Below are 22,912 nucleotides of genomic sequence, written 5' to 3' on the forward strand. Positions count from 1 at the left end.
TTTTCTATCAGAAACGCTGAGCCCGCATTGTCTAGCCTAGCGGTGGGAACGGAAATCGTCTGCCAGCGCCATTGCCTCGTCCAGCAGCGCCTGCACCAGCGGCGTGTGCGGCTCGCGCGGCGCCGCCACCAGCCCGACCGTGTGGCTGGCATCCGGATCGACTATCGGAATGGCCCGGATCGGTTCGGAAAAGCCGAATGTTTCCGCAAGGTTGAGCGGCATGATCGACGACCACTTGCCGGTCCGGATATGCGAGAACAGCACGATCATCGAGTTGGATTCCAGTGTCGGCCGCACCTGCACGCCGGCTTCCGCCAGATGCTGGTCGATGATGCGGCGGTTCTGCATGTCCGGCGTCAGCAGGCAGAGCGGCAACTGGCTGATCTCTGCCCACGTCACTTTGTCGCGGTCGGAATAGGGGTTGCCGACTGCCGTGATCAGCTGGTAGCGCTCGTCATAGAGCGGCACGCTGGTTACCCGCCCCAGCGGCTCGTTGTCGAGATAGGTGATGCCGGCATCGACATCGAGATTGCCGAGCAGCGTCAGCACCTCGATCGAGGTCCGTGACAGCACCGAAAAGGTGACGCCGGGATGCTTGTCGCGGAATGGCGTCGTCAGCCGCGCCACCATGGCGAGCGCCGTCGGAACGGCGGCGATGCGGATGCGGCCGGACAGGCCGTGGCGCGCCGCCCGCATCTCCTCGCGCATGGTCCTTGAATCGCCGACGATGCGGCGCGCCCAAACCAGCACCTGCTTGCCTTCCGGCGTCAGACCCTGGAAACGCGAGCCGCGCAGCACCAGCATGACGCCGAGCTGCTCCTCGAGCTGCTTGATGCCGGCCGACAGCGTCGGCTGGGTGACGCCGCACACCTCGGCGGCGCGGCCGAAATGCTCTTCCCTGGCTAAAGCGATGAAGAATTCCAGCTTGTCGATCATGTCATCCGATCCACGGTCTGCCCAAGGTCGGGGAAATCGCTTTGCTTCGCAAGGCGGATGAACGATAGGATCTCATCCACATTTTTGAGCCGGCTTATCTGTTTTCCCGCGCCGCGCATGGCGCTATGTGGGGTAGGCGGAAGCAGGGAGGAGCAGATGCTGGGTTGGTTTCGCAGACTGTTGCCGCGCGAGGATCGCTTCTTCGAACTGTTCGAACGGCATTCGCGCACGGTGGTCGGCGGCGCCGAGGCGCTTGAGCAGCTTCTCCAGGGCCGGGACATCGACCGCTGGTGCCAGACGATCGTCGATCTGGAGGACGAAGCGGACGGGATCACCGCGGAGGTGCTGCTTGCCGTCAGGCGCTCCTTCATCACGCCCTTCGACCGCGGCGACATCAAGGATCTGATCCAGTCGATGGATGATGCCATCGATACGATGCACAAGGCCGTCAAGACGGTGAAATTGTTCGAGATGAGGGAATTCGATCCGCTGATGCGGGAAATGGGCAGCGTCATCGTCGAGGCCGCCCGCCTGGTAGCAGAGGCCATCCCACTGCTCGGCAAGGTTGGCGCCAACGCCGCGCGGCTGAACGCCATCGCCGAAGAAGTCATGCGCGTTGAGGGCCGCGCCGACGACCTGCACGAGCAGGGCCTGAAGGACCTGTTCAAGCGGCACGGCCGCAGCGACCCTATGGCCTACCTGATCGGCTCGGAGATTTACGGCCAGCTGGAAAAGGTGGTCGACCGTTTCGAGGACGTCGCTAACGAGATCAGCGGCATCGCGATCGAGAACGTCTAACAGATGGACGCCGCGATCGCCTTTCCCCTGCTGGTCGGCCTCGTCGCCGTGGCGCTGTTCTTCGATTTCCTCAACGGCCTGCACGATGCCGCCAACTCGATCGCGACTATCGTCTCCACCCGCGTGCTGAGGCCGCACTATGCCGTGTTCTGGGCGGCTTTCTTCAATTTCATCGCCTTCCTGTTCTTCGGTCTGCATGTCGCCGAGACGGTGGGAAAGGGCATCGTCGACGCCGAGATCGTGACTCCGGCAGTTATCTTCGCCGCGCTCATCGGAGCCATCGTCTGGAACATCGTCACTTGGATCGCCGGCATTCCGTCGAGCAGCTCGCATGCGCTGATCGGCGGGTTGGTCGGCGCCGGCGTCGCCAAGGCCGGCCCGGGGGCCATCGTCTGGTCCGGGCTCGGCAAGACGGCCGCGGCGATCGTGCTCTCGCCGGCGACCGGATTCGTGCTGGCGCTTGTCCTTATCCTCATCGTCTCATGGCTGTTCGTTCGGCAGACGCCGTTCGCGGTCGATAACAGCTTTCGCGTCCTGCAGTTCTTCTCTGCCTCGCTCTATTCGCTGGGGCACGGCGGCAATGACGCGCAGAAGACCATGGGCATCATCGCCGTGCTGCTCTATTCGCAAGGCATGCTCGGCCAGAGCTTCCACGTGCCGTTCTGGGTGGTCATCACCTGCCAGTCGGCATTGGCGCTGGGCACGCTCTTCGGCGGCTGGCGCATCGTGCACACGATGGGATCGAAGATCACTCGGCTGAACCCGATGCAGGGTTTTTGCGCCGAGACCGGCGGGGCGATAACGTTGTTCGCCGCCACCTGGCTCGGTGTCCCGGTCTCGACCACGCATACAATCACCGGCGCCATCATCGGCGTGGGTGCTGCCCGCCGCGTCTCGGCGGTGCGCTGGGGCATTGCCGGCAACATTGTCGTGGCGTGGGTGATCACCCTGCCGGCGACGGCGGCGATTTCGGCGTTGACCTATTTTGTCACGCGCCTGGCGGTCTGAGGCAAAGCTGGTGCTGAAATCTACTCGCCCGCAAGACACAGTATGTTGCCGTCCGGGTCCTTGAACCAGGCGACCTTCATGCCGTAGCCGACATGGACATCGCCCTCGACCGTCAGCCCGGGCATCTCATAGCGCTCGAAGGTGACGCCCTTCGACTTCAGGGCCTGGACAATGGCGCCGATCTGGTCGCCGACCGTCCAGGTCAACGCCGTCGCCTTGTTGGTACCGGCGAATTCTGAACGATAGACGTTGATGACCGTGTCTCCGCTTTTGTAGACGATCAGTTCTCCGGCCATGTCGTCGACAGGCTTGAGGCCCAGCGTTCCTTCGTAAAAGCCCTGCGCTCTCGAAAGGTCTTTCACCGCCACATTGGCCGCTGCGTTGCTGTTTGCGAGCATGACAGTCTCCTTTTCCGGTTGCCGTCGCTCATGGCAACCGAGATAGGGCCCCTGGATCGATTGGCCATGGCAATCGGCGGATCGGGACGCGCTCGGCCAAATCCGACACCACCGGTCGTTTTCCGGAGCACGCCGGACGAGCCATTGCGCCACGGCTTGGTTCTGCCGGGAAACTGCACTATCTGGAACGCCAAACTCCGAGGAAAGACCATGGCTGTAACCAAGGAAACCGTCATCGAGCGCCTGAGGACGGTCAATGGACCGGACTTCACCGGCAACATCGTCGACCTCGGCCTGGTATCTGAGATTTTCATCGCCGATTCCAAGGTGTTTTTCTCGATTACCGTTCCCGCCGCCCGCGCCCAGGAGATGGAGCCGCTGCGCGCCGCCGCCGAGCGTGTCGTCAAGGCGATCCCCGGCGTCGCCAACGCCGTCGTCGCGCTGACGGCGGAGAAGAAGGGCGGTGGCATGGAGGCGCCGGTTCGGCCGGCTTCGCAAGCAGCGTCGCCACGACCTGCTCCCCAGGCAGCGCCGCAGCGTCCTGGCCCGCAGGCGCCGGCTTCTCACAGTCACGGCAAACGCGGCGTGCCCGGCATCGATGCGATCATCGCGGTCGCGTCCGGCAAGGGCGGCGTCGGCAAATCGACCACCGCCGTCAACCTGGCGCTCGGCCTTGCCGCCAATGGGCTAAGCGTCGGCGTGCTCGATGCCGATATCTACGGGCCGTCAATGCCGAGGCTGCTCAACATTCACGGCCGGCCGCAGACGGTCGACGGCAAGATCCTGAAGCCGATGCAGAATTACGGCCTCAAGGTGATGTCGATGGGCTTCCTGGTCGACGAGGAGACGCCGATGATCTGGCGCGGCCCGATGGTCATGTCGGCGCTCACCCAGATGCTGCGCGAGGTCGAATGGGGACCGCTCGACGTGCTGGTCGTCGATATGCCGCCCGGCACCGGCGATGCCCAGCTCACCATGGCCCAGCAGGTGCCGCTGGCCGGTGCCGTCATCGTCTCGACGCCGCAGGACCTGGCGCTCATCGATGCGCGCAAGGGCCTCAACATGTTCAAGAAAGTCGACGTGCCGCTGCTCGGCATCGTCGAGAACATGAGCTATTTCCTCGCGCCCGACACCGGCAGGCGCTACGACATCTTCGGCCATGGCGGCGCGCGCCGCGAGGCCGAACGGCTCGGCGTCACCTTCCTTGGCGAGGTGCCGCTGGAGATGGGCATCCGCGAAAGCTCGGACGCCGGCGCCCCGGTGGTCGCATCCAAGCCGGACGGCGCCGAGGCGAAGATCTATCGCGATATCGCCGCGAGGGTATGGGACAGGGTCCAAGAGGAACGCGGCGCCGCCGAGGCGGCAGTGCCCAGCATCGTGTTCGAGTAATTCGCCGGGCCGCAGCTAGGTGTCCGATTTCCTTTCCAGCCGGGAATCGCCTCCTTCAGGATTTCCGGGTCGTGGAGGGCGTCCCACACTTTCTCGACGGGTGCGGCGATCCGCTCCTCGCCTTCGATCACCAAGGCCATCAAGACCTCCCGGATTGCTGGCTCGATTGGTCCTAGTGCGCGGCCCTTTCTACGTCTATCGCACCAAAGTGCGGGTCTGCGGCGTGTCTGCCTCTTGCCTGCATGGGCGCGTTGTCATATCGATTTGTCATACAAATACGGAGACCACGATGGCAGGCGCCCCCACCAAGAAGAAGAAATTTCGCTCGCAGGAGTGGTTCGACAATCCCGACAACCCGGGCATGACGGCGCTCTATCTCGAACGCTACCTCAATTACGGACTGACCCGCGCCGAGCTGATGTCGGGCAAGCCGCTGATCGGCATCGCGCAGACGGGTTCCGATCTCTCGCCCTGCAACAGGCACCATCTCGAGCTCGCCAAGCGCGTGCGCGAAGGCATTGTCTCGATGGGCGGCATCCCCTTCGAGTTCCCGTGCCACCCGATCCAGGAGACCGGCAAGCGGCCGACGGCGGCGCTCGACCGCAACCTCGCCTATCTCAGCCTCGTCGAGGTGCTCTACGGCTATCCGCTCGACGGCGTCGTGCTGACCATCGGCTGCGACAAGACTACGCCCGCGCTCTTGATGGCGGCGGCGACCGTCAACATTCCGGCGATCGCGCTTTCGGTCGGCCCGATGCTCAATGGCTGGCATAAGGGCAAGCGCACCGGCTCCGGCACCATTGTCTGGGAATCGCGCCAGCGGCTGTCGGCCGGCGAGATCAATTATGACGAGTTCATGGACATCGTCGCCTCCTCGGCGCCGTCGACCGGCTATTGCAACACCATGGGTACCGCCACCACCATGAACTCGCTTGCCGAAGCGCTCGGCATGCAGCTGCCGGGCTCGGCCGCGATCCCCGCGCCCTATCGCGAGCGCGGCCAGATTGCCTACGAGACCGGCAAGCGCATCGTCGATATGGTGCATGAGGACCTGAAGCCGTCGGACATCATGACCCGCCAGGCGTTCGAGAATGCCATCGTCGTCAATTCGGCCATCGGCGGCTCGACCAACGCGCCGATCCACCTCAATGCCATCGCCCGCCATCTCGGCGTGCCGCTCGACAATGACGACTGGCAGAACATCGGCCTTAACGTGCCGCTGATCGTCAACCTGCAGCCGACGGGCGAGTATCTCGGCGAGGACTATCACCATGCCGGCGGCGTGCCGGCCGTCGTGGCCGAACTGCTGAAGGGCGGACTATTGCCGCACCCCGACGCGATCACCGCCAACGGCAAGTCGATCGGCGACAATTGCCGCGGCGCGGTCAACGAAAATCACGATGTCATCCGCGGCGTCGACAAGCCGCTCAAGAGCAATGCCGGCTTCATCAACCTCAAGGGCAATCTGTTCGATTCCGCCATCATGAAGACCAGCGGCATCTCGCCCGAATTCCGCGAGCGCTATCTCTCGAACCCGAACGATCCGGAGGCTTTCGAAGGCAACGCCATGGTCTTCGACGGCCCGGAGGATTACCACGCCCGCATCGACGATCCGGCGCAGGGCATCGACGAGCACACGATCCTGTTCATGCGCGGCGCCGGTCCGGTCGGCTATCCGGGCGGCGCCGAGGTGGTCAACATGCAGCCGCCGGCCCATCTCATCAAGAAGGGCATCCATTCGCTGGCCTGCATCGGCGATGGCCGCCAGTCCGGCACGTCGGGTTCGCCATCGATCCTCAACGCATCGCCGGAGGCAGCGGTCGGTGGCGGGCTGGCGCTGCTCAAGACTGGCGACCGCGTCCGCATCGACCTGAGGAAGGGCACCGCCAATATCCTTGTCGGCGACGAGGAGATCGCCAGGCGGCGGGCAGCGCTGCAGGGCAATGGCGGCTATGACTATCCCGAGCACCAGACGCCCTGGCAGGAGATCCAGCGCGGCATGGTCGACCAGTTCTCCGCCGGCATGGTGCTGAAGCCGGCGGTGAAATATCAGGATGTCGCGCACACCAGGGGCGTCCCGCGCGACAACCACTGAATTCAGAGCACGGCGACAATCGAAGGGCGGTCCGCTTTCCGGCGGACCGCCCTTTCTCATGGCCCTTGTTTCGGCCGCGGGGCATCTACAGATTAGCCCGATCCCGGCGGCCCTACGGAGGGAGGCTATATTTGGCGAAACGGCGCTCTTCCCTCGGCTTCCTCGGCATGTTCGGCCGTTCGGGCGACTTGCGCCAGCTCGACGACGCCTTGCGCAAGGCCGACTTGCATCCGGCACTGGTGCCTGAGGGCGTCAAGCTCACCATCGTCAACCTGATGAAGGATCATTGGCCCGAGGAGCCGCCGCCTCAGGCTTATCAATCGGTGGCGCAACTCTGCGGCTATTGCGTCGCCGGACCGGAAACCTTCGAGCGGGCCAATGGCAGGGAGCGCACTTTGGAAGCCGAGCGCCGCATCGAGGCCGCGCTCGAAGCCGGCGACAGCCTCGATGCGCAGATCGTGCTGTTGACGCTGCACGCGAAGCTGATCAACGCCGAAGTCATCGAGCGCTATGGGCTGCGTGCGGAGTGATCTGCGAGAGCGGAAAGATCAGCCGCCCATCTTGTTGCGCGGCAGCTTGATCATCTCGCCGAAGCGCGCGCGCAGCTTGTCGTCGACGAGCCGCGACACATGGCGCGGAAAGCGCTCGGCCAGCACGCGCTTTTTCTCGGCGATCGCCCGCTGCAAAATGTCGGGCCGGCCCTTCTCGTTCCATTCCTTGGGCGAGAAGCGATCGCCGACTGCGGGATAAAAATATTCGGTCTGCATCAGCTTCAAAGTCTGCTCGTTGCCGAGATAGTGGCCCGGGCCCTTAAGGCAGACATCGGCGATCGTGTCGATCGACAGCGCCTCGTCCGTCACCTCGATGCCGCGCACGCATCGCAGGCAGTGGCCGAGCATGTCGTTGTCGATGATCAGGCTTTCGAGACAGAAGCCGAGCAGCGAGGCATGCATGCCGGCCGATTCATAGACGAGGTTGAGGCCGGCAAGACCGGCCATCACATCGGTGATGCCTTTTTCATAGCCGGACTGGATGTCGGGCAGCTTCGAATCCGTCATGCCCGCGGCCGAGCCGCCCGGCAGGTCGTAATATTGAGCCATCTGCGCGCAGGCCGCGGTCAACACGGCCTGCTCGGCCGAACCGCCGGACATGGCGCCGGTCCGGAGATCGGAGACGAACGGCCAGGTGCCGAAAATCGCCGGATGGCCGGGCTTGATGGCGTTGACATAGACCAGGCCCATCAGCACTTCGGCCACCGCCTGCACGACGGCGCCGGCAATCGCGGCGGGAGCCGTGGCGCCGGCCTGGCCGGCCGACAAGAGCAGGATCGGAATGCCGCCCTCGACGCAGGCTTCGAGCACGCCGCAGGCGTCCTCGGCGAATTTCATCGGCGGCACCACGAAGCAGTTCGAGTTCGACACGAAAGGCCGCGCCCGGAAATTCTCCTCGCCGCCGGCGATCGCATAGAGCATTTCCAGCGCCGGCTTGACGTTCTCTCGCACGGTGAACGAGGTGCCGACATGCTTGGATGTCCCCAGTACGCAGGCATAGAGCGTGTTGAAGTCCATCTCGAGCGGATCGGGAATATCGCGCGGCACCATGGTGCGCTGGAAGAAATGGATGTTGTCGAGCCCGTCGACGAGACGGGCGGCGTCATAGATGTCCTGCAGCTGCGATTCGCGATATTCGCGCTTCTCGACATCGACCAGATGCACCGCCGCGCCCGCCGTGCCGTAGTGCACGCGTTTGCCCTGGATCACCATGTCGTGCTTGGGATCCTGGCCGTGGAGCGTGAAATGGCGCGCCGCCTTCTTGATCGTGTCGAGCACCAGCGCGCGCGGCAGGCGGATGCGGCCGTCGTCGCCGTAGCTCGCCCCGACCCTGGTCAGCGCCTTGATGCAGGAGGGGATGGCGTTGGCGAAGCCCACCGTCTCCAGAAGCGTCAGCACCGCTTCATGGATGCGTTCCTTGTCATTCTGGCTCAATGGCCCGTAGCTGCCGCCTTCAAGGCCGGCTCGCACCGGACGGATGTCGTCTGCGAGCGGTGCTGCCCGCATCGCGCGGCGCGCTTCGCGCCCGCCGGACCGCCGCGAACGCTGGTCCGACGTCGTTTCCTGCTTCTCAAGAGCCACTGACATGGAAAGCACTCCACCTTTGCTTTTTCAGGGGCAGGATGCGCGGCGGTTGGTCCACCATCGGCCTGCCTCGTCCCCTTTGTGCCTCGACTATGCCGTCGGCATTGGCACAGCCTATGAGCCAGTCAATCCCGTCGAATATGCCAGGATGCTAAAGCCTCGAGGCGCGCCAAAATAAAAGAGCCGGCAAAACGCCGGCTCTTCATGTGGCAGTCCGTGGTGATCAGGCGGCAGCGGGCCTGCGGCCGGCGGCCGTGGCGAGCTCCCGGATCCCGGGCTCGATGTGCTGCAGCGAGATCGAGGAGATGCCCAAACGCATGAAACGCGAGGGCTTTTCGCTGCGGTCGAAGAACCGGTCGCCGGGTTCGATGATGACGCTGCGCGAAGCGGCCGCTTCGGCGAGCCCTCGTGAATCGGTACCGCGCGGGCCCTCCAGCCACAACGACGTGCCTCCCGCCGAGTCGGTCGAGCGCCATTCTGGCAGGAAAGCGGAAATCGCATGGACCAGACGCTTGCGCCGCTCGTCGAAGGCGGCGGAGAGCCTGCGCACCAGCGCCTCGTGATGGCCGAGCGACAAAAACAGCGCAACGGCGCGCTGGTTGTTTGCCGGCGGGTGCCTGAGCATGAAGCGGCGCAACGCGCGAAGCTCGGCAATCAGTCCTGCCGAAGCGACGATGTAGCCGAGCCTCAGACCCGGAGCCAGCGTCTTCGACATCGAGCCGACATAGATGACGCGGCCCGAGCGATCGAGGCTCTTCAGCGCCTGCTGCGGCGCCTCGTCGAGAAGCTGGCTGTCATAGCCGTCCTCGATGATGATCTGGTTGTTGCGGTTGGCCCGCGCCAGCAAATCCTGCCGCCGCTCGGCGGACAACGGCACCATCGTCGGGCAATGATGGCTGGGCGTGACGAAGACAAAGCCGGAATCGCTGGGAATCGCCGAGGTCACGATGCCCGACTGGTCGACCGGGACCGGCTGGATATCTGCGCCGGCGAGCCGGAAGATCGAGCGGGCATCCGGATAGCCGGGGTCTTCCATTGCCACCTTCGAGCCCTTGGTCATCAACAGCGAGGCGAGCATATAGAGCGCGTTCTGCGCGCCCAGGGTCACGATGATCTCGTCCGGATTGGCGAAGATGCCGCGGCGCGGCAAAAGCCGGGCCTGGATCTGCTCGATGAGCAGCGGATCGTCCCGGTCGACCATGTCGGATGCCCAGTTGCGGATCTCCAGCACCGCGAGCGCCATGCGGTTGCACTCGCGCCATTCCGCGGTCGGAAACAGCGCCGGATCGAACTGGCCGTAGACGAACGGGTAGGAGGACTTGATCCAGTTGTCGTGCTTGGCCGGCGGCGGCATATCGCTGGCGGCGATCTGCCGACGCGCCTTCCAGTCGATCTCATTCTGCTGGTCGGGCGCCTTCTGGTGCGGTTTGGCGGGTGTGGCGAGCACCTCAGGGTTGACGAAGTGGCCGCGCCTCTCGCGCGCCACAAGAAAACCTTGGTCGACCAGCTGCTGGAAGGCAAGCACCACCGTGCCGCGGGCAACGCCAAGTTTTTCCGCCAGAATCCGGCAGGATGGCAGCGGCATCGAAGCGGCGATCTGCCGGTCGAGGATGGCTGCGACGATCGCCTGGCGGATCTGTGCCTGGAGAGTTTGTCCGGATTCGGCCGAAATCCGGAACAGGCCGGACCATATGGCCGTGTCATTGCGCTGTGGCATGGGAGATCATCCTCGGATGGCCAGCTGTTTTCACTTGGCTGGACCAGTCGAGTGTAGGGGTGGCACAAGGGGTTGCGCCAATCAATTTTTCTGATCGCTGGGATTTATGCCAGTGATCCATTGGTCACGAAAGGGGCGCGTCCGCCAGGGAAGCGGATGTTGCGGGGCATCATAAAAGCGTGATGCAGTGCGTCACTGCCGCGCTTGAACGAAACGGAAATCCGGCTCAATACATTGTCGCGACGACACGCGCCGGAAACATCGGGCCTGTTAAAATGGTCTAAAAACCCGCCAGGAGCCACCATTGGATCAGTCAGCCTTCGACAAGCAGGTCACCGCCCTGCGTGAGCAGCGCGCGGCAGCCAAGGTCACGATGCGCGAAGCCTTCGCCGCCGATCCCAAGCGCTTCGAGAAATTCTCCGCCACCGATGGCGATCTTCTGCTCGACTGGTCGAAATGCGCGGTCGACGCCGACACGATGGCAATGCTGGAGAAGCTCGCCGGCGCCGCCGACATCGAAGGCCGACGCGCCGCGATGTTCGAAGGCAAGAAGATCAACATCACCGAAAACCGCGCCGTGCTGCACACGGCGCTGCGCAATCTGACCGGCAAGAGCGTCGTGGTCGATGGCCAGGACACCAAGGCCGATGTGATCGCCGTGCTCGACGCAATGGGCGCCTTCGCTGATGCGATCCGCTCCGGCGAGGCGGCCGGCGCCACCGGCAAGAAGATCACCCACATCGTCAATATCGGCATTGGCGGCTCGGATCTTGGCCCGGCGATGGCGACGTTGGCGCTCGCTCCCTACCATGACGGCCCGCGTGCGCATTATGTCTCCAATGTCGACGGCGCCCATATCCACGACACGCTGAAGGGCCTGTCTCCCGAGACGACTTTGTTCATCATCGCCTCCAAGACTTTCACCACTGTCGAGACGATGACCAATGCCGAGACGGCGCGCAGATGGGTGGAAAAGGCGCTGGGCAAGGAGGCGATCGGCAAGCATTTCGCCGCCGTCTCGACCGCGCTCGACCTGGTGGCCAAGTTCGGCATCGCCTCCGAGCGCGTCTTCGGTTTCTGGGACTGGGTCGGCGGCCGCTACTCGGTCTGGAGCGCCATCGGCCTGCCGGTGATGATCGCCATCGGCCCGCGCAATTTCCGCGCCTTCCTCGACGGCGCGCATGAGATGGACGAGCATTTCCGCTCGGCCCCCCTGCAAAAGAACCTGCCTGTTTTGCTGGGGCTGATCGGCTGGTGGCACCGCGTCGTCTGCAAATACCCGGCCCGCGCCGTCATTCCATACGATCAGCGCCTGTCGCGCCTGCCGGCCTATCTGCAGCAGCTCGATATGGAATCGAACGGCAAGAGCGTGACACTGGACGGCCGCGCGGTGACTACGCCGACCGGCCCGCTGGTCTGGGGCGAGCCCGGTACCAACGGCCAGCACGCCTTCTTCCAGCTTTTGCACCAGGGCAGCGATTTCATCCCGGTCGAGTTTCTTGCCGCAGCCGTCAGCCACGAGCCGGAACTGAAGACCCACCACGATCTCTTGCTTGCCAATTGCCTAGCGCAGTCGGAAGCCTTCATGAAGGGCCGCACGCTGGAAGAGGCGCGCGCGCAGATGCTGGCCAAGGGCATGAAGCCCGCCGATGTCGACCGCATCGCGCCGCATCGCGTCTTTTCGGGCAACCGTCCGTCGCTCACCATCCTCTACCGGAAGCTTGATCCGCGCACGTTCGGTCGCCTGATCGCGCTCTATGAGCATCGCGTCTTCGTCGAAGGCACGCTGTTCAACATCAACTCGTTCGACCAGTGGGGTGTCGAACTCGGCAAGGAACTGGCGACAGGCCTGCTGCCTGTCGTGGAAGGCAAGGAGACTGCCGCAAAACGCGACGCCTCGACTGCCGGATTGGTGGCTCATATCCACCAATTGCGCGGCGCGGAGTAAAAGGATTGGCGGATATCAAGGGAATTCTGTTCGACAAGGACGGCACGCTTGTCGACTTCAACGCTACCTGGCTCGGCATTGCCGATTTCATGGCCATGGACGCCGCCGAAGGCGATCGCTGGAAAGCCGACAGGTTGCTCGCCGCCGCCGGCTTCGATTTCGTCAACAAGCGTTTCAAGCCCGATTCGATCTTTGCCTCGGGCTCGAACATGGACGTCGTCGAGCTCTGGTTCCCGCGCCTGTCGGAGGAGGACCAGATGCTGGCCGTCGCCCGCTTCAACGAGATCACTTCGGTTCAGGGCTCGTCGATGGCTGTCGCGCTGCCCGGTATCGTCGAATCGCTGCGGGCGCTGCACAAGCGATCCTTCCGGCTGGGCGTCGCCACCAACGATTCCACCAGCGGCGCCGAGAAGACGCTCGCCACGCTCGGTGTCGCGCAGCTCTTTGACGCCGCCTTCGGCTATGATGCGGTCGCGAATCCGAAGCCCGCGCCCGACACGGTCATCGCGTTCTGCGATCTGACGGGACTGAAGCCCGGCGAGATCGCCATGGTCGGCGACAATCGCCACGATCTCGAAATGGCGCGTGCCGGCGGCTGCGGCCTGGCGATCGGCGTGCTTTCCGGCACGGGCACGCGTGACTCGCTGTCGCCGATGGCCGACGTCATCCTGGATTCGGTCGCCGACTTGCCGGATTTTCTCGCCGCGCGGATGAGTGTGCCGGCGGGCTGATCAGGGCTCGCTGGGAAGGAAGGCAAATACCCCGCTCGGTTTCGGCGCGCTACCGCCGTTTCCGCCGACATCAGGCACCTGATACTCGCCAAGCAGGCGAAGCCGCCGCCTGGGCAGCCAGGCGCGGCCCGGGTCGCCGACCAGCACCTCGATGCCCGCGGCAAGGCAGCGGTCGAGGAAGGGGACGATCCGCCGCGCGACCGCTTGCCCGTAGAAACGTCGCCGGCGAGCACAATGTCGACCGACGGCGGCGGACAGGCGCTGATGTCCTCGCCGATTATGATGATGGCGACGCCGTTGGCCTCCGCGTTGAGGCGGAGCGCGACGATGCCGTTGCGGTCGATCTCCGCCGCGGTCACTTCCCTAGCCCCGGCTCGCGCCGCGGCGATACCGACAAGGCCGGAACCGGCGCCGAGGTCGAGCACGCGCCGGCCCGCAACGGTTGACGGCCGGTCGAGAACATAGCGCGCCAGCACTGCGCCGCCCGCCCAGGCATAGGCCCAGTAGGGCGGCTGCGGCTCGGCCGCGTGCTCATGCGACCCGTCCTCCGGTTCCAGCAGCCGCCTCAGCCCGCTGCCGGGATGGGCCGTATAGAGCCGGATTTCAGGCAGCGACGGCACCGGCTGAAGCCGCATGTTCGCCTTGATGAATTCGGCGGGGTCGAGGTCGGCGCGATGTATTGGCGTCAGGCCGGCAACATTTTCGTTCAAATCTGCTCCCGCAACGCGCGCCGCAGGATCTTGCCGACCGGCGTCTTCGGCAGTTCGGCGCGGAATTCGATGTATCTCGGCCGCTTGTAGCCGGTCAGGTTCTCGCGGCAATAGACAGTCAGCGTCTCGATGGTGAGCGCTGGATCCTTCCTGACCACAAACAGCTTCGGCACCTCGCCGGAGTGCTCGTCCGGCACGCCGATCGCCGCCACTTCGAGCACGCCCGGGTGCTGCGCCACGACTTCTTCCAGCTCGTTCGGATAGACGTTGAAACCGGAGACCAGGATCATGTCCTTCTTGCGGTCGACGATCTTGGTGTAGCCGCGCTCATCCATGAAGCCCATGTCGCCCGACTTGAAGAACCCGTCCTTGGTCATCACCTTGGCGGTCTCGTCCGGCCGGTTCCAGTAGCCGGCCATAACCTGCGGACCCCGGATGCAGATCTCTCCGACTTCGCCGAGCGGCACGTTGTTGCCGTCGTCGTCGCGGATGGCGATCTCGGTCGATGGCAGCGGCAGGCCGATCGTGCCGGTAAAGTCGCTGGAGCTGAACTTGTTGGCGGTCGCCACCGGCGAGGTTTCGGAAAGTCCGTAGCCTTCGCTCACCGGACAGCCCGTCAGCGCCTTCCAGCGCTCGGCCACGCCTTTCTGCACCGCCATGCCGCCGCCGAGAGTGAGGATCAGCGGCTTGAAGTCGAGCTTGCGGAAATCCTCATTGTTGAGCAGCGCGTTGAACAGCGTATTGAGGCCGGGAAAGATGTGGACCGGGTATTTCTGCAGCTCTTTCACGAAGCCCGGAATGTCGCGCGGGTTCGGAATGAGCACGTTCTGCGCGCCTTGCTGCATGCCCATCAGCGCGTTCACCGTCAGCGCGAAGATGTGGTAGAGCGGCAGCGCGCAGACGAAGTTGAGATGCGCCGGCTTCGGCTTGACCGTATAGGCGTCCTCCACCCAGAGCGAATTCTGCGCCACGTTGGACAAGACGTTGCGGTGCAGCAGCGTCGCGCCTTTCGACACGCCGGTCGTGCCGCCGGTATATTGCAGGAAGGCGATATCGTCGCCCGATACCGCCGCCGGCTTGAAGGCGCTTGCCGAGCCCGCCTTGAGCGCGGCGTTGAATTTGACGTGGCCGGGCAGCGACCAGGCGGGAACCATCTTCTTCACCCGCCGCACGACGAGATTGACGATCGCGCCTTTCAGCCCGCCCAACATGTCGCCCATCGCCGCGACCACGACATGCTTGACCGGCGTCCTGGCGATCACCGCCTGCAGCGTGTTGGCGAAGTTCTCCAGAATGACGATGGCCTGCGCGCCGGAATCCTTGAGCTGATGCTCCAGCTCGCGCGGCGTGTAGAGCGGGTTGACGTTCACCACCGTGAAGCCGGCGCGAAGCACGGCCATCATCGCTACCGGGTATTGCAAAACGTTCGGCATCATCAGCGCCACGCGCGCGCCCTTCTCCAGTCCCTTCGACTGCAGATAGGCGCCGAAGGCCGCCGAAAGCCGCTCGAGCTCGGCATAGGAGATCGACTTGCCCATGCACACGAACGCCGGCCGGCTGGCGAACTGCTTGCAGGCGCCGACGAGGAAGTCGCCAATGGAATCGTAAGGCAGCGGACCGATCTCCGCCGGCATGTTCTTCGGGTAGTTTTTCAGCCAAGGCTTTTCCGGCAACCCTGCCGCGAGTTCCGTGATCGCCTTGGGCAGCCGCCTGGCCGACGCCGAGGCTGCCTTTGCCGCAGGCCTAGCGGTCTTTGCGGTTGCAGCCTTGGCGGCGGATGTGGGGTTCGTCTTCTTTGCAGCGGCAGCCGGTTTCGCAGTGGTCTTCGGCTTGGAGCCGGCCTTCGCAGGTGACGGCGTTTTGGCTGGCGAAGCGGTCTTGGAAGATGAAGCCTTGGCCGCGCCCGCATCGACGGGCGCGGCCTTGGCTGTTGCCTTCGCCGGGGGCGTTGTCTTTGCTGCTTTTGCCACCAAATCCCTCCCTGGTGTCCTGGTCTTGTCGCTGCGCCGCATCTCTTTCCGATTTCGGAAGCGTTCCTCCCGCTGCGGCCGATTGCGGATTCCAAGAAATCCGGCCTGGCATCTATGTATTGCCTCTATCGGCGGCCGTGCAAGTCTTGCCCCAGCGGCAGCGGCGGAAAGATTTGCCGCCGAAATCCTGTCCCTCGACGCCTCCCGCAGGCGTGTCCCCACGAGGACCTGGGATCGCAGGCAGGAGCTCCTCATTCCATTTCGGCAGAGCCTCAATCAATAAAAAAATGCGGTTGTTAACATTAGCGTGAGCGAAAAATTCTGCTCATTTTTTCTGCTATTTGAGGAAAATGCGGATTCTTTTCCTGCTTACCGTGGGGTACGCAAACGGGGTGTTCCAAAGCCCCAAAAACGGTGCTTATATGCGCGCTTCGCGAGCCTGATAGAGGGGCTTGGAAGAACATCAGGGAGTGCTCAATGAAAAAGACAATGACTTTTGCAGCCGCGTTGCTGGCTGCAAGCGTCCTCGGCGGGATGGCCAATGCAAAGACGCTTGTTTATTGCTCGGAAGCGTCGCCGGCCAATTTCGATCCGGGTACGACGACGGGCGGCAACGACTTCGACGCTTCGTCGCGCACGGTCTATTCGCGCCTGGTCGAGTTCAAGCATGGCGGCACCGAGATCGAGCCCGGCCTCGCCGACAAATGGGAAATCTCCGACGACGGCTTGGTCTATACTTTCCACCTGCACCCTGGCGTGAAGTTCCAGACCACCGACTATTTCAAGCCGACCCGCGACCTCAACGCCGATGACGTCGTCTTCTCGTTCGACCGTCAGTTCAACAAGCAGAATCCGTGGAACGGCGAGAAGTATCTGCCGAACCTGACCTGGGATTACTACACTGGCATGGACATGCCGAAATACGTCGCCAAGTGGGAAAAGGTCGACGACCTCACCGTCAAGCTGACGCTGACCGAGCCGAACGCGCCGATGCTGGCCAATCTCGGCATGGACTTCGCCTCGATCGTGTCGAAGGAATATGCCGACCAGCTCGAGAAGGAAGGCAAGATGGCCGACTTCTCGACCAAGCCGATCGGCACCGGGCCGTTCCAGTTCGTCGACTATCAGCTCGATTCGGTCATCCGCTATGCGGCGAACCCCGACTACTTCAAGGGCAAGGAAAAGATCGACGATCTGGTCTTCGCCATCACGCCTGACGCGACCGCCCGCATCCAGAAGGTGCTGGCCGGCGAATGCGATGTCGCTCCCTATCCGAACCCGGCCGACATCGCCACCATCAAGGCCAACAAGGACGTGACCCTGATGGACCAGGCCGGCCTCAACATCGGCTACATGAGCTACAACACCACGATCCCGCCGCTCGACAAGCCGGAGGTTCGTCACGCGCTCAACCAGGCGATCGACCGGGAAGCGCTGATCAAGTCGCTGTTCCAGGACGCTGGCGCGACGCCGGCGCAGAACCTGATCCCGCCGACCATGTGGTCGTGGAACAAGGATGTGAAGTTCGATTCCTATGACCCGGAAGCGGCCAAGAAGGTGCTGGCCGACGCCGGGCTGAAGGAAATCCAGCTCTGGGCTTCCGACCGCGTTCGCCCTTACAACCCGAACTTCCAGCGCGCGGCTGAGCTGATCCAGGCCGACTGGGCCAAGGTCGGCGTCAAGGCCGAGATCGTCAACTACGAGTGGACCAAGTATCGCGAGGAAGGCAAGAAGAAGGAGCGTCCCGGCGCCTTCCAGATCGGCTGGACCGGCGACAATGGCGATCCGGACAATTTCTTCGCCACCCTCTTCGCGTGCTCGGCCATCGGCGTCTCGAACTATTCCAGCTGGTGCGACAAGGACTTCGAGGACCTGATCCAGAAGGCCAAGAAGACCAGCGACCAGGCCGAGCGCACCAAGCTCTATGAGCAGGCGCAGGAAATCTTCGCCAAGCAGGCGCCGGCCTTCCTGCTGGCTCACAGCCAGGTCTATGCCGTTGTCCGCAACAACGTCAGCGGCTTCAAGATGGACCCGCTCGGCATTCATCGCTTCGACGGCGTTGACAAGGCCGAGTAATATTTGCGAACGGGGCGGCGCGAATTGTCGCCGCCCCATTCCATTTCACGATGCTCAGATATCTCCTCAACAAAATCGCACTTCTGATCCCGACGCTCGTCGGCATCACCATCTGCGCCTTCGCCTTTGTCCGGCTGCTGCCCGGCGATCCGATCCTGGCCATGGCCGGCGAGCATGGCGTCACCCCCGCCCGCTACGAAGAGCTCAAGGAACAGTTCGGCTACAATCTTCCGGTCTGGGAGCAGTATGCGCGCTATGTCGGCGAGGTCGCGACCGGCGATTTCGGCGTCTCGATTTCCTCCAAGCGCCCGGTGCTCCAGGAGTTCAAGACGCTCTTCCCGGCGACGCTGGAATTGTCCTTCTTCGCCATGATCTTCGCCATGGCGATCGGCATCCCGGCCGGCATATTCGCGGCCGTCAAACGCGGCTCATGGTTCGATCAGTCGTTGATGGGCACCGCGCTGGTCGGCTATTCCATGCCGATCTTCTGGTGGGGCCTGCTGCTCATCATCTTCTTTTCCGGCTATCTCGGCTGGACGCCGGTGTCGGGCCGCATGGGTCTGCAGTTCTTCCTGAAGCCGATCACCGGTTTCATGACCATCGACAGCATTCTCTACGGCAAATGGGACGCGCTGCGCTCGGCGCTCAGCCATCTCATCCTGCCGGCGATCGTGCTCGGCACGATTCCGCTGGCGGTGATCGCGCGCCAGACCCGTTCGGCCATGCTTGAGGTGCTCGGTGAAGACTATGTCCGCACCGCCCGCGCCAAAGGCCTTTCCGCCGCCCGCGTCATCGGTGCGCACGCACTTCGCAACGCCCTGATCCCGGTCGTCACCACGATCGGCCTGCAGGTCGGCACGCTGCTTGCCGGCGCTATCCTCACCGAAACCATCTTCGCCTGGCCGGGCATCGGCAAGTGGATGGTCGATTCCATCTTCAAGCGCGACTATGTCGTCGTGCAGTCAGGTCTGCTTTTGATCGCACTCATCGTCATGGCCGTTAACCTCATCGTCGACGTGCTTTATGCCGTCATCAACCCGCGCATCAGGGCGGCGTGATGAGCCAATCGACCGAAATCGCCCCGATGGCCGCCGGCAGCCCGGACCGGCTGACCGGCTTCAAGACCTTCTGGCACTATTTCTCAGTGAACCGCGGCGCCGTCATCGGCCTGGTCGTCTTCATCCTGCTGGTGCTGGCGGCGCTCTTTGCGCCGTTGCTCGCGCCCTATGCGCCCGACGTGCAGGACAAGACCGCCTTCCTCAGGCCGCCGGCCTGGCAGGCGGGCGGCAGTTCGCAATATATCCTCGGCACCGATCCGGTCGGTCGCGACATCCTCTCGCGCCTGCTCTATGGCGCGCGTTTCTCGCTGCTCATCGGCGCCGTCGTCGTTACGCTGGCCCTCGTCGGCGGCATCACGCTCGGCTTGCTGGCAGGCTATTTCCGCGGCTGGGTCGACGTCGCGATCATGCGCGTCATGGACCTCATCCTGGCCTTCCCGTCGCTGCTTTTGGCGCTGGTGCTGGTCACCATTCTCGGGCCCGGCCTGTTCAATGCGATGCTGGCGATCTCGCTCGTCCTGCAGCCGCATTTCGCCCGCCTGGTGCGCGCTGCCGTGATGGCCGAGAAGAGCCGCGAATATGTCGTGGCTGCCAAGGTCGCCGGCGCCGGGCACCTGAGGCTGATGCTCAAGACCATCCTGCCGAACTGCCTGGCGCCGCTGATCGTCCAGGGCACGCTGTCCTTCTCGAACGCCATCCTGGAAGCCGCAGCGCTTGGCTTCCTTGGCCTCGGCGCTCAGCCGCCGACACCGGAATGGGGCACCATGCTGGCCTCGGCGCGCGAATTCATCCTGCGCGCCTGGTGGGTGGTGACTTTCCCCGGCCTTGCCATACTTATCACGGTGCTCGCCATCAACCTGATCGGCGACGGCCTGCGCGACGCGCTCGATCCGAAGCTCAGGAGGTCGTGATGGCATTGCTCGACATCCAGAACCTCGTCGTCGAGTTCCAGACCGCCTCCGGCCCGTTCCGCGCCGTTGACGGCGTCTCGCTCCGTGTCGACGAGCGCGAGGTGCTCGCCATCGTCGGCGAATCCGGCTCCGGCAAGTCGGTGTCGATGCTGGCGGTTATGGGATTGCTGCCCTGGACCGCCACTGTCACCGCCGACCGCATGACGTTCGGCGGCCGCGATCTCCTCAAGATGGGTCCGGCCGAGCGCCGCAAGATCATCGGCAAGGACATTGCCATGATCTTCCAGGAGCCGATCGCCAGTCTCAACCCTTGCTTCACCGTCGGCTTTCAGATCGAGGAAGTGCTGCGCTTCCATCTCGGCATGGATCGCGCACAGCGCCGGGCGCGCGCCATCGAGTTGTTGAAGCAGGTCGGCATTCCGGAGCCGGCCGAGCGGCTCAACTCCTTCCCGCACCAGATGTCGGGCGGCCAATGCCAGCGCGTCATGATCGCCATGGCCATTGCCTGCAATCCGAAGCTGCTGATCGCCGACGAGCCGACCACCGCGCTCGACGTCACCATCCAGAAGCAGATTCTCGATCTGCTTGTGTCGCTGCAGGCCAAATACGGCATGGGGCTGATCATGATCACCCACAATATGGGCGTGGTCGCCGAGACCGCCGATCGCGTCATCGTCCAATACAAGGGCCGCAAGATGGAAGAGGCCGACGTGCTGTCGCTGTTCGAGAACCCCAAGAGCAACTATACGCGCGCGCTGCTGTCTGCGCTGCCGGAGAACGCCGTCGGCGACCGGCTGCCGACCGTCTCCGACATGCTGTTCGAGCCGGCGCCCCCAGAAGCCAGTGCATGACCGGAGCCGGCGCATGACCAAGGTTGTCGAAGGCAAGAACATCAAACGCGACTACCATGTCGGCGGCGGCCTGTTCCGCCCCGCGCGCACGGTGCATGCGGTGAAGGGCGTCTCCTTCAGCGTCGATAAGGGCAAGACGCTCGCCATCGTTGGCGAAAGCGGCTGCGGCAAGTCCACGCTCGCTCGCATCATCACGCTGATCGATCCTGCGACTGCCGGCGATTTGTTCATCGACGGCAACAAGGTCGACATCGCCAAGGACGGATTGACCAAGGAAATGCGCCGCAAGGTGCAGATCGTCTTCCAGAATCCCTACGGGTCGCTCAACCCGCGTCAAAAGATCGGCGACGTGCTCGGCGAGCCGCTGCTGATCAATACCGACAAGCCGGCCGAGGAACGTCGCGACCTGGCGATGAACATGCTGAAGAAGGTCGGCCTCGGCCCCGAGCACTACAACCGCTATCCGCATATGTTCTCCGGCGGTCAGCGCCAGCGCATCGCCATTGCCCGCGCACTGATGCTGAACCCGAGCCTGCTGGTGCTGGACGAGCCGGTCTCGGCGCTCGATCTTTCGGTGCAGGCGCAGGTGCTCAACCTGCTCGCCGACCTGCAGGACGAGTTCAAGCTGACCTATGTGTTCATCAGCCACGATCTGTCGGTGGTGCGCTACATCGCCGACGACGTCATGGTGATGTATTTCGGCGAGGCGGTCGAATACGGCTCGCGCGACGAGGTCTTCTCGGACCCCAAGCACAGCTACACCAAGACGCTCTTCGCCGCGACGCCGCGCGCCGACGTGGCAAGCATCAAGGCAAGGCTGGCGAAGAAGGCGGCGTAAGGCTCGAACCAGACGTCCGGGCGTCACGCCAGCTTCGCAATGATCGCCCGCAGCGCTTCACCGAAGCGGTGCACTTCCTCGACCGTGTTGTAGTGCACCAGCGAGGCGCGGATCGCGCCGCTGTCCATCGACAGGTTCAGCCGCTTCATCAGCCGTGGCGCGTACATATGGCCGTCGCGGATGCCGATCTGCAAGGCCGCCATCTCCTCGACGATCCTTTGCGGCGACAGTGTGCCGATGTTGAAGCAGAAGGTCGGCACGCGCTCATGGATACACGCCTCGTCGGCGACGCCGTAAATTGTCGCGCCGCAGGCCTTCAGCACCTTCATCATCTCGCGCGCCAGCGTCAGCTCGTACTCGCGGATGGCGTTCATGCCGGCGGCGATGTTGTCGCGGCGCGAGCGGTTGTTCTCGGCCAAGAAATTGCGGCCGATCGACTCCAGGTAGCGCACCGCTGCGTCGATGCCGGAGACATTCTCGTAGATGAAGGTGCCGGCCTCGACCTTGTAGGGCGGCTCATCCGGGATGAAGTCCTCGCGGAAGGTCGGCAGCCGCTTCAGCGTTTCGAAGCGGCCCCAGAGAAAACCCATATGCGGCGAGAAATTCTTGTAGCCTGAGCAGACGAGATAGTCGCAGTCCCAGGCCTGCACGTCGATCAGCCCGTGCGGCCCGTAGTGCACGCAGTCGAGGAACACTTCCGCGCCTGCCGCATGCGCGATCTTGGCGACCGAAGCGACATCGACAATCGAGCCGATCGAGTGCGCGGTCACCGTGCAGGCGACGAGCCGGGTGCGGTCCGACATCAGCGGCTTGAGGTCGTCGACATGCAGATTGCCGTCCTCGCGCATGCGCCACCATTTGAACCTGGCGCCGGCCTGCTCCAGCGCCAACCACGTGGCGATGTTGGCGTCATGGTCCATGTCGGTGACGACGATCTCGTCGCGTTCCGAAAGCATCTGGCCGATGCCGAGGCTGACAAGGCGGATGAACGAGGTGGCGTTCATGCCGAAGCAGATTTCGGACGGGCTGTAGGCGTTGATCAGGAGCGCCACACTCTCACGCGCTTCGGCGACGGACTGGTCGACGGTGACGCTGCGGCCGTAGCGGCCGCCGCGCTGCACGTTGTGCGCCACCAGATGGCTGGTCACCGCGTCGAGCACGCTTTGCGGGATCTGCGCACCGGCGGCGTTGTCCATGAAGATGAAGTCGCCGGCCTGCCGGAGCGCCGGGAACATGGCGCGGATCTTCTCGACCGGGAACGAAGCGGCGCTCTCCTGCGCCTTCGAAACATGGTGCTGGTTCACGGGAGTCTCCTTCAGCTAATCGAGGTCATTCTAAGGGGA

Annotated in this window: 18 protein-coding genes and 2 pseudogenes; 12 read left to right on the forward strand and 8 right to left on the reverse strand. The window is 63.8% G+C overall.

The features are described from left to right. Positions 1 to 36: 36 nt before the first annotated feature. On the reverse strand, positions 37 to 936 hold the full coding sequence (locus tag CK222_RS02415; RefSeq protein ID WP_067003618.1) for a LysR family transcriptional regulator: 900 nt from the start codon (positions 934 to 936) through the stop codon (positions 37 to 39). 156 nt (positions 937 to 1,092) lie between these two features. On the opposite strand from CK222_RS02415, the gene CK222_RS02420 reads away from it, so the two are divergent. Together CK222_RS02420 and CK222_RS02425 are read left to right on the forward strand one after the other, a co-directional pair. After that, positions 1,093 to 1,734 (forward strand): DUF47 domain-containing protein, encoded by a 642-nt coding sequence (locus tag CK222_RS02420; RefSeq protein WP_067003620.1) that lies wholly within the window; start codon positions 1,093 to 1,095, stop codon positions 1,732 to 1,734. Positions 1,735 to 1,737: 3 nt separating this feature from the next. Continuing rightward, positions 1,738 to 2,742, forward strand: a complete 1,005-nt coding sequence (locus CK222_RS02425) for an inorganic phosphate transporter (protein WP_067324384.1) — start codon at positions 1,738 to 1,740, stop codon at positions 2,740 to 2,742. A gap of 20 nt (positions 2,743 to 2,762) precedes the next feature. Here the strand turns inward: CK222_RS02425 and CK222_RS02430 are convergent, their stop codons facing one another. Next, complete coding sequence (locus CK222_RS02430; protein ID WP_095799271.1) at positions 2,763 to 3,140, reverse strand: VOC family protein; 378 nt, start codon at positions 3,138 to 3,140, stop codon at positions 2,763 to 2,765. Positions 3,141 to 3,350: 210 nt separating this feature from the next. On the opposite strand from CK222_RS02430, the gene CK222_RS02435 reads away from it, so the two are divergent. Further along, positions 3,351 to 4,529 (forward strand): Mrp/NBP35 family ATP-binding protein, encoded by a 1,179-nt coding sequence (locus CK222_RS02435; protein ID WP_095799272.1) that lies wholly within the window; start codon positions 3,351 to 3,353, stop codon positions 4,527 to 4,529. Positions 4,530 to 4,567: 38 nt separating this feature from the next. On the opposite strand, the pseudogene CK222_RS32805 reads toward CK222_RS02435, so the two are convergent. Then, positions 4,568 to 4,669 (reverse strand): annotated as a pseudogene (locus tag CK222_RS32805) (SRPBCC domain-containing protein); the annotation flags it as partial. A 149-nt stretch (positions 4,670 to 4,818) separates the two neighbouring features. Here CK222_RS32805 and CK222_RS02445 point away from each other — a divergent pair. Both CK222_RS02445 and CK222_RS02450 read left to right on the forward strand, forming a co-directional pair. Next, the gene (locus CK222_RS02445; RefSeq protein WP_095782337.1) at positions 4,819 to 6,624 is read left to right on the forward strand and encodes an IlvD/Edd family dehydratase; all 1,806 of its coding nucleotides are present in this window, start codon (positions 4,819 to 4,821) and stop codon (positions 6,622 to 6,624) included. A 131-nt stretch (positions 6,625 to 6,755) separates the two neighbouring features. After that, positions 6,756 to 7,154 carry a hypothetical protein gene (locus CK222_RS02450; protein WP_095799274.1) on the forward strand — a complete coding sequence of 133 codons (399 nt, stop codon included), beginning with the start codon at positions 6,756 to 6,758 and terminating at the stop codon, positions 7,152 to 7,154. Between the two features lie 18 nt (positions 7,155 to 7,172). Here the strand turns inward: CK222_RS02450 and CK222_RS02455 are convergent, their stop codons facing one another. Then, positions 7,173 to 8,762 (reverse strand): trimethylamine methyltransferase family protein, encoded by a 1,590-nt coding sequence (locus tag CK222_RS02455; protein ID WP_095799275.1) that lies wholly within the window; start codon positions 8,760 to 8,762, stop codon positions 7,173 to 7,175. A 220-nt stretch (positions 8,763 to 8,982) separates the two neighbouring features. Further along, on the reverse strand, positions 8,983 to 10,476 hold the full coding sequence (locus tag CK222_RS02460; protein ID WP_040974759.1) for a PLP-dependent aminotransferase family protein: 1,494 nt from the start codon (positions 10,474 to 10,476) through the stop codon (positions 8,983 to 8,985). Between the two features lie 304 nt (positions 10,477 to 10,780). On the opposite strand from CK222_RS02460, the gene pgi reads away from it, so the two are divergent. Both pgi and CK222_RS02470 read left to right on the forward strand, forming a co-directional pair. After that, positions 10,781 to 12,424: a glucose-6-phosphate isomerase gene (gene pgi / locus CK222_RS02465; RefSeq protein WP_095799276.1), complete on the forward strand. Its 1,644-nt coding sequence runs from the start codon at positions 10,781 to 10,783 to the stop codon at positions 12,422 to 12,424. A gap of 5 nt (positions 12,425 to 12,429) precedes the next feature. Continuing rightward, positions 12,430 to 13,155, forward strand: a complete 726-nt coding sequence (locus CK222_RS02470; RefSeq protein WP_095799277.1) for an HAD family hydrolase — start codon at positions 12,430 to 12,432, stop codon at positions 13,153 to 13,155. Here CK222_RS02470 and CK222_RS02475 read toward each other — a convergent pair. Further along, positions 13,156 to 13,790, reverse strand: a pseudogene (locus tag CK222_RS02475) (50S ribosomal protein L11 methyltransferase). Positions 13,791 to 13,861: 71 nt separating this feature from the next. Further along, a complete protein-coding gene (locus CK222_RS02480; protein ID WP_095799475.1) occupies positions 13,862 to 15,835 on the reverse strand; it encodes a long-chain fatty acid--CoA ligase in 1,974 nt (657 codons plus the stop codon). 477 nt (positions 15,836 to 16,312) lie between these two features. Here CK222_RS02480 and CK222_RS02485 point away from each other — a divergent pair, with 477 nt between their 5' ends. The 5 genes from CK222_RS02485 to CK222_RS02505 are packed head-to-tail and all read left to right on the forward strand — an operon-like array spanning position 16,313 to position 21,569. Continuing rightward, complete coding sequence (locus CK222_RS02485; protein ID WP_095799278.1) at positions 16,313 to 17,911, forward strand: ABC transporter substrate-binding protein; 1,599 nt, start codon at positions 16,313 to 16,315, stop codon at positions 17,909 to 17,911. Between the two features lie 50 nt (positions 17,912 to 17,961). Beyond that, a complete protein-coding gene (locus CK222_RS02490) occupies positions 17,962 to 18,969 on the forward strand; it encodes an ABC transporter permease subunit (RefSeq protein WP_067003640.1) in 1,008 nt (335 codons plus the stop codon). A 26-nt stretch (positions 18,970 to 18,995) separates the two neighbouring features. Then, positions 18,996 to 19,880: an ABC transporter permease subunit gene (locus CK222_RS02495; protein ID WP_245322339.1), complete on the forward strand. Its 885-nt coding sequence runs from the start codon at positions 18,996 to 18,998 to the stop codon at positions 19,878 to 19,880. Next, positions 19,880 to 20,731, forward strand: coding sequence for an ABC transporter ATP-binding protein (locus CK222_RS02500; RefSeq protein WP_082953860.1), 852 nt, complete (start codon positions 19,880 to 19,882; stop codon positions 20,729 to 20,731). Before CK222_RS02495 ends, CK222_RS02500 begins: the two co-directional genes overlap by 1 nt. Before the next feature lie 13 nt (positions 20,732 to 20,744). Further along, positions 20,745 to 21,569, forward strand: coding sequence for a dipeptide ABC transporter ATP-binding protein (locus CK222_RS02505; protein ID WP_095799476.1), 825 nt, complete (start codon positions 20,745 to 20,747; stop codon positions 21,567 to 21,569). A gap of 23 nt (positions 21,570 to 21,592) precedes the next feature. Here the strand turns inward: CK222_RS02505 and CK222_RS02510 are convergent, their stop codons facing one another. Further along, on the reverse strand, positions 21,593 to 22,873 hold the full coding sequence (locus tag CK222_RS02510) for a cysteine desulfurase-like protein (protein ID WP_095799280.1): 1,281 nt from the start codon (positions 22,871 to 22,873) through the stop codon (positions 21,593 to 21,595). Positions 22,874 to 22,912 lie beyond the last annotated feature (39 nt).

The sequence above is a fragment of the Mesorhizobium sp. WSM3866 genome, assembly GCF_002294795.1.
In the GTDB taxonomy this organism is placed as follows: domain Bacteria; phylum Pseudomonadota; class Alphaproteobacteria; order Rhizobiales; family Rhizobiaceae; genus Mesorhizobium.

What these genes read in the sequence shown, in the direction of transcription:
- CK222_RS02420 (WP_067003620.1), top strand. Translation starts at nt 1,093, where the DNA reads ATGCTGGGTTGGTTTCGCAGACTGTTGCCGCGCGAGGATCGCTTCTTC.
- CK222_RS02505 (WP_095799476.1), top strand. Translation starts at nt 20,745, where the DNA reads ATGACCAAGGTTGTCGAAGGCAAGAACATCAAACGCGACTACCATGTC.
- CK222_RS02435 (WP_095799272.1), top strand. Translation starts at nt 3,351, where the DNA reads ATGGCTGTAACCAAGGAAACCGTCATCGAGCGCCTGAGGACGGTCAAT.
- CK222_RS02460 (WP_040974759.1), bottom strand. Translation starts at nt 10,476, where the DNA reads ATGCCACAGCGCAATGACACGGCCATATGGTCCGGCCTGTTCCGGATT.
- CK222_RS02425 (WP_067324384.1), top strand. Translation starts at nt 1,738, where the DNA reads ATGGACGCCGCGATCGCCTTTCCCCTGCTGGTCGGCCTCGTCGCCGTG.
- CK222_RS02495 (WP_245322339.1), top strand. Translation starts at nt 18,996, where the DNA reads ATGGCCGCCGGCAGCCCGGACCGGCTGACCGGCTTCAAGACCTTCTGG.
- CK222_RS02415 (WP_067003618.1), bottom strand. Translation starts at nt 936, where the DNA reads ATGATCGACAAGCTGGAATTCTTCATCGCTTTAGCCAGGGAAGAGCAT.
- CK222_RS02455 (WP_095799275.1), bottom strand. Translation starts at nt 8,762, where the DNA reads ATGTCAGTGGCTCTTGAGAAGCAGGAAACGACGTCGGACCAGCGTTCG.
- CK222_RS02500 (WP_082953860.1), top strand. Translation starts at nt 19,880, where the DNA reads ATGGCATTGCTCGACATCCAGAACCTCGTCGTCGAGTTCCAGACCGCC.
- CK222_RS02490 (WP_067003640.1), top strand. Translation starts at nt 17,962, where the DNA reads ATGCTCAGATATCTCCTCAACAAAATCGCACTTCTGATCCCGACGCTC.
- CK222_RS02430 (WP_095799271.1), bottom strand. Translation starts at nt 3,140, where the DNA reads ATGCTCGCAAACAGCAACGCAGCGGCCAATGTGGCGGTGAAAGACCTT.
- CK222_RS02445 (WP_095782337.1), top strand. Translation starts at nt 4,819, where the DNA reads ATGGCAGGCGCCCCCACCAAGAAGAAGAAATTTCGCTCGCAGGAGTGG.
- CK222_RS02485 (WP_095799278.1), top strand. Translation starts at nt 16,313, where the DNA reads ATGAAAAAGACAATGACTTTTGCAGCCGCGTTGCTGGCTGCAAGCGTC.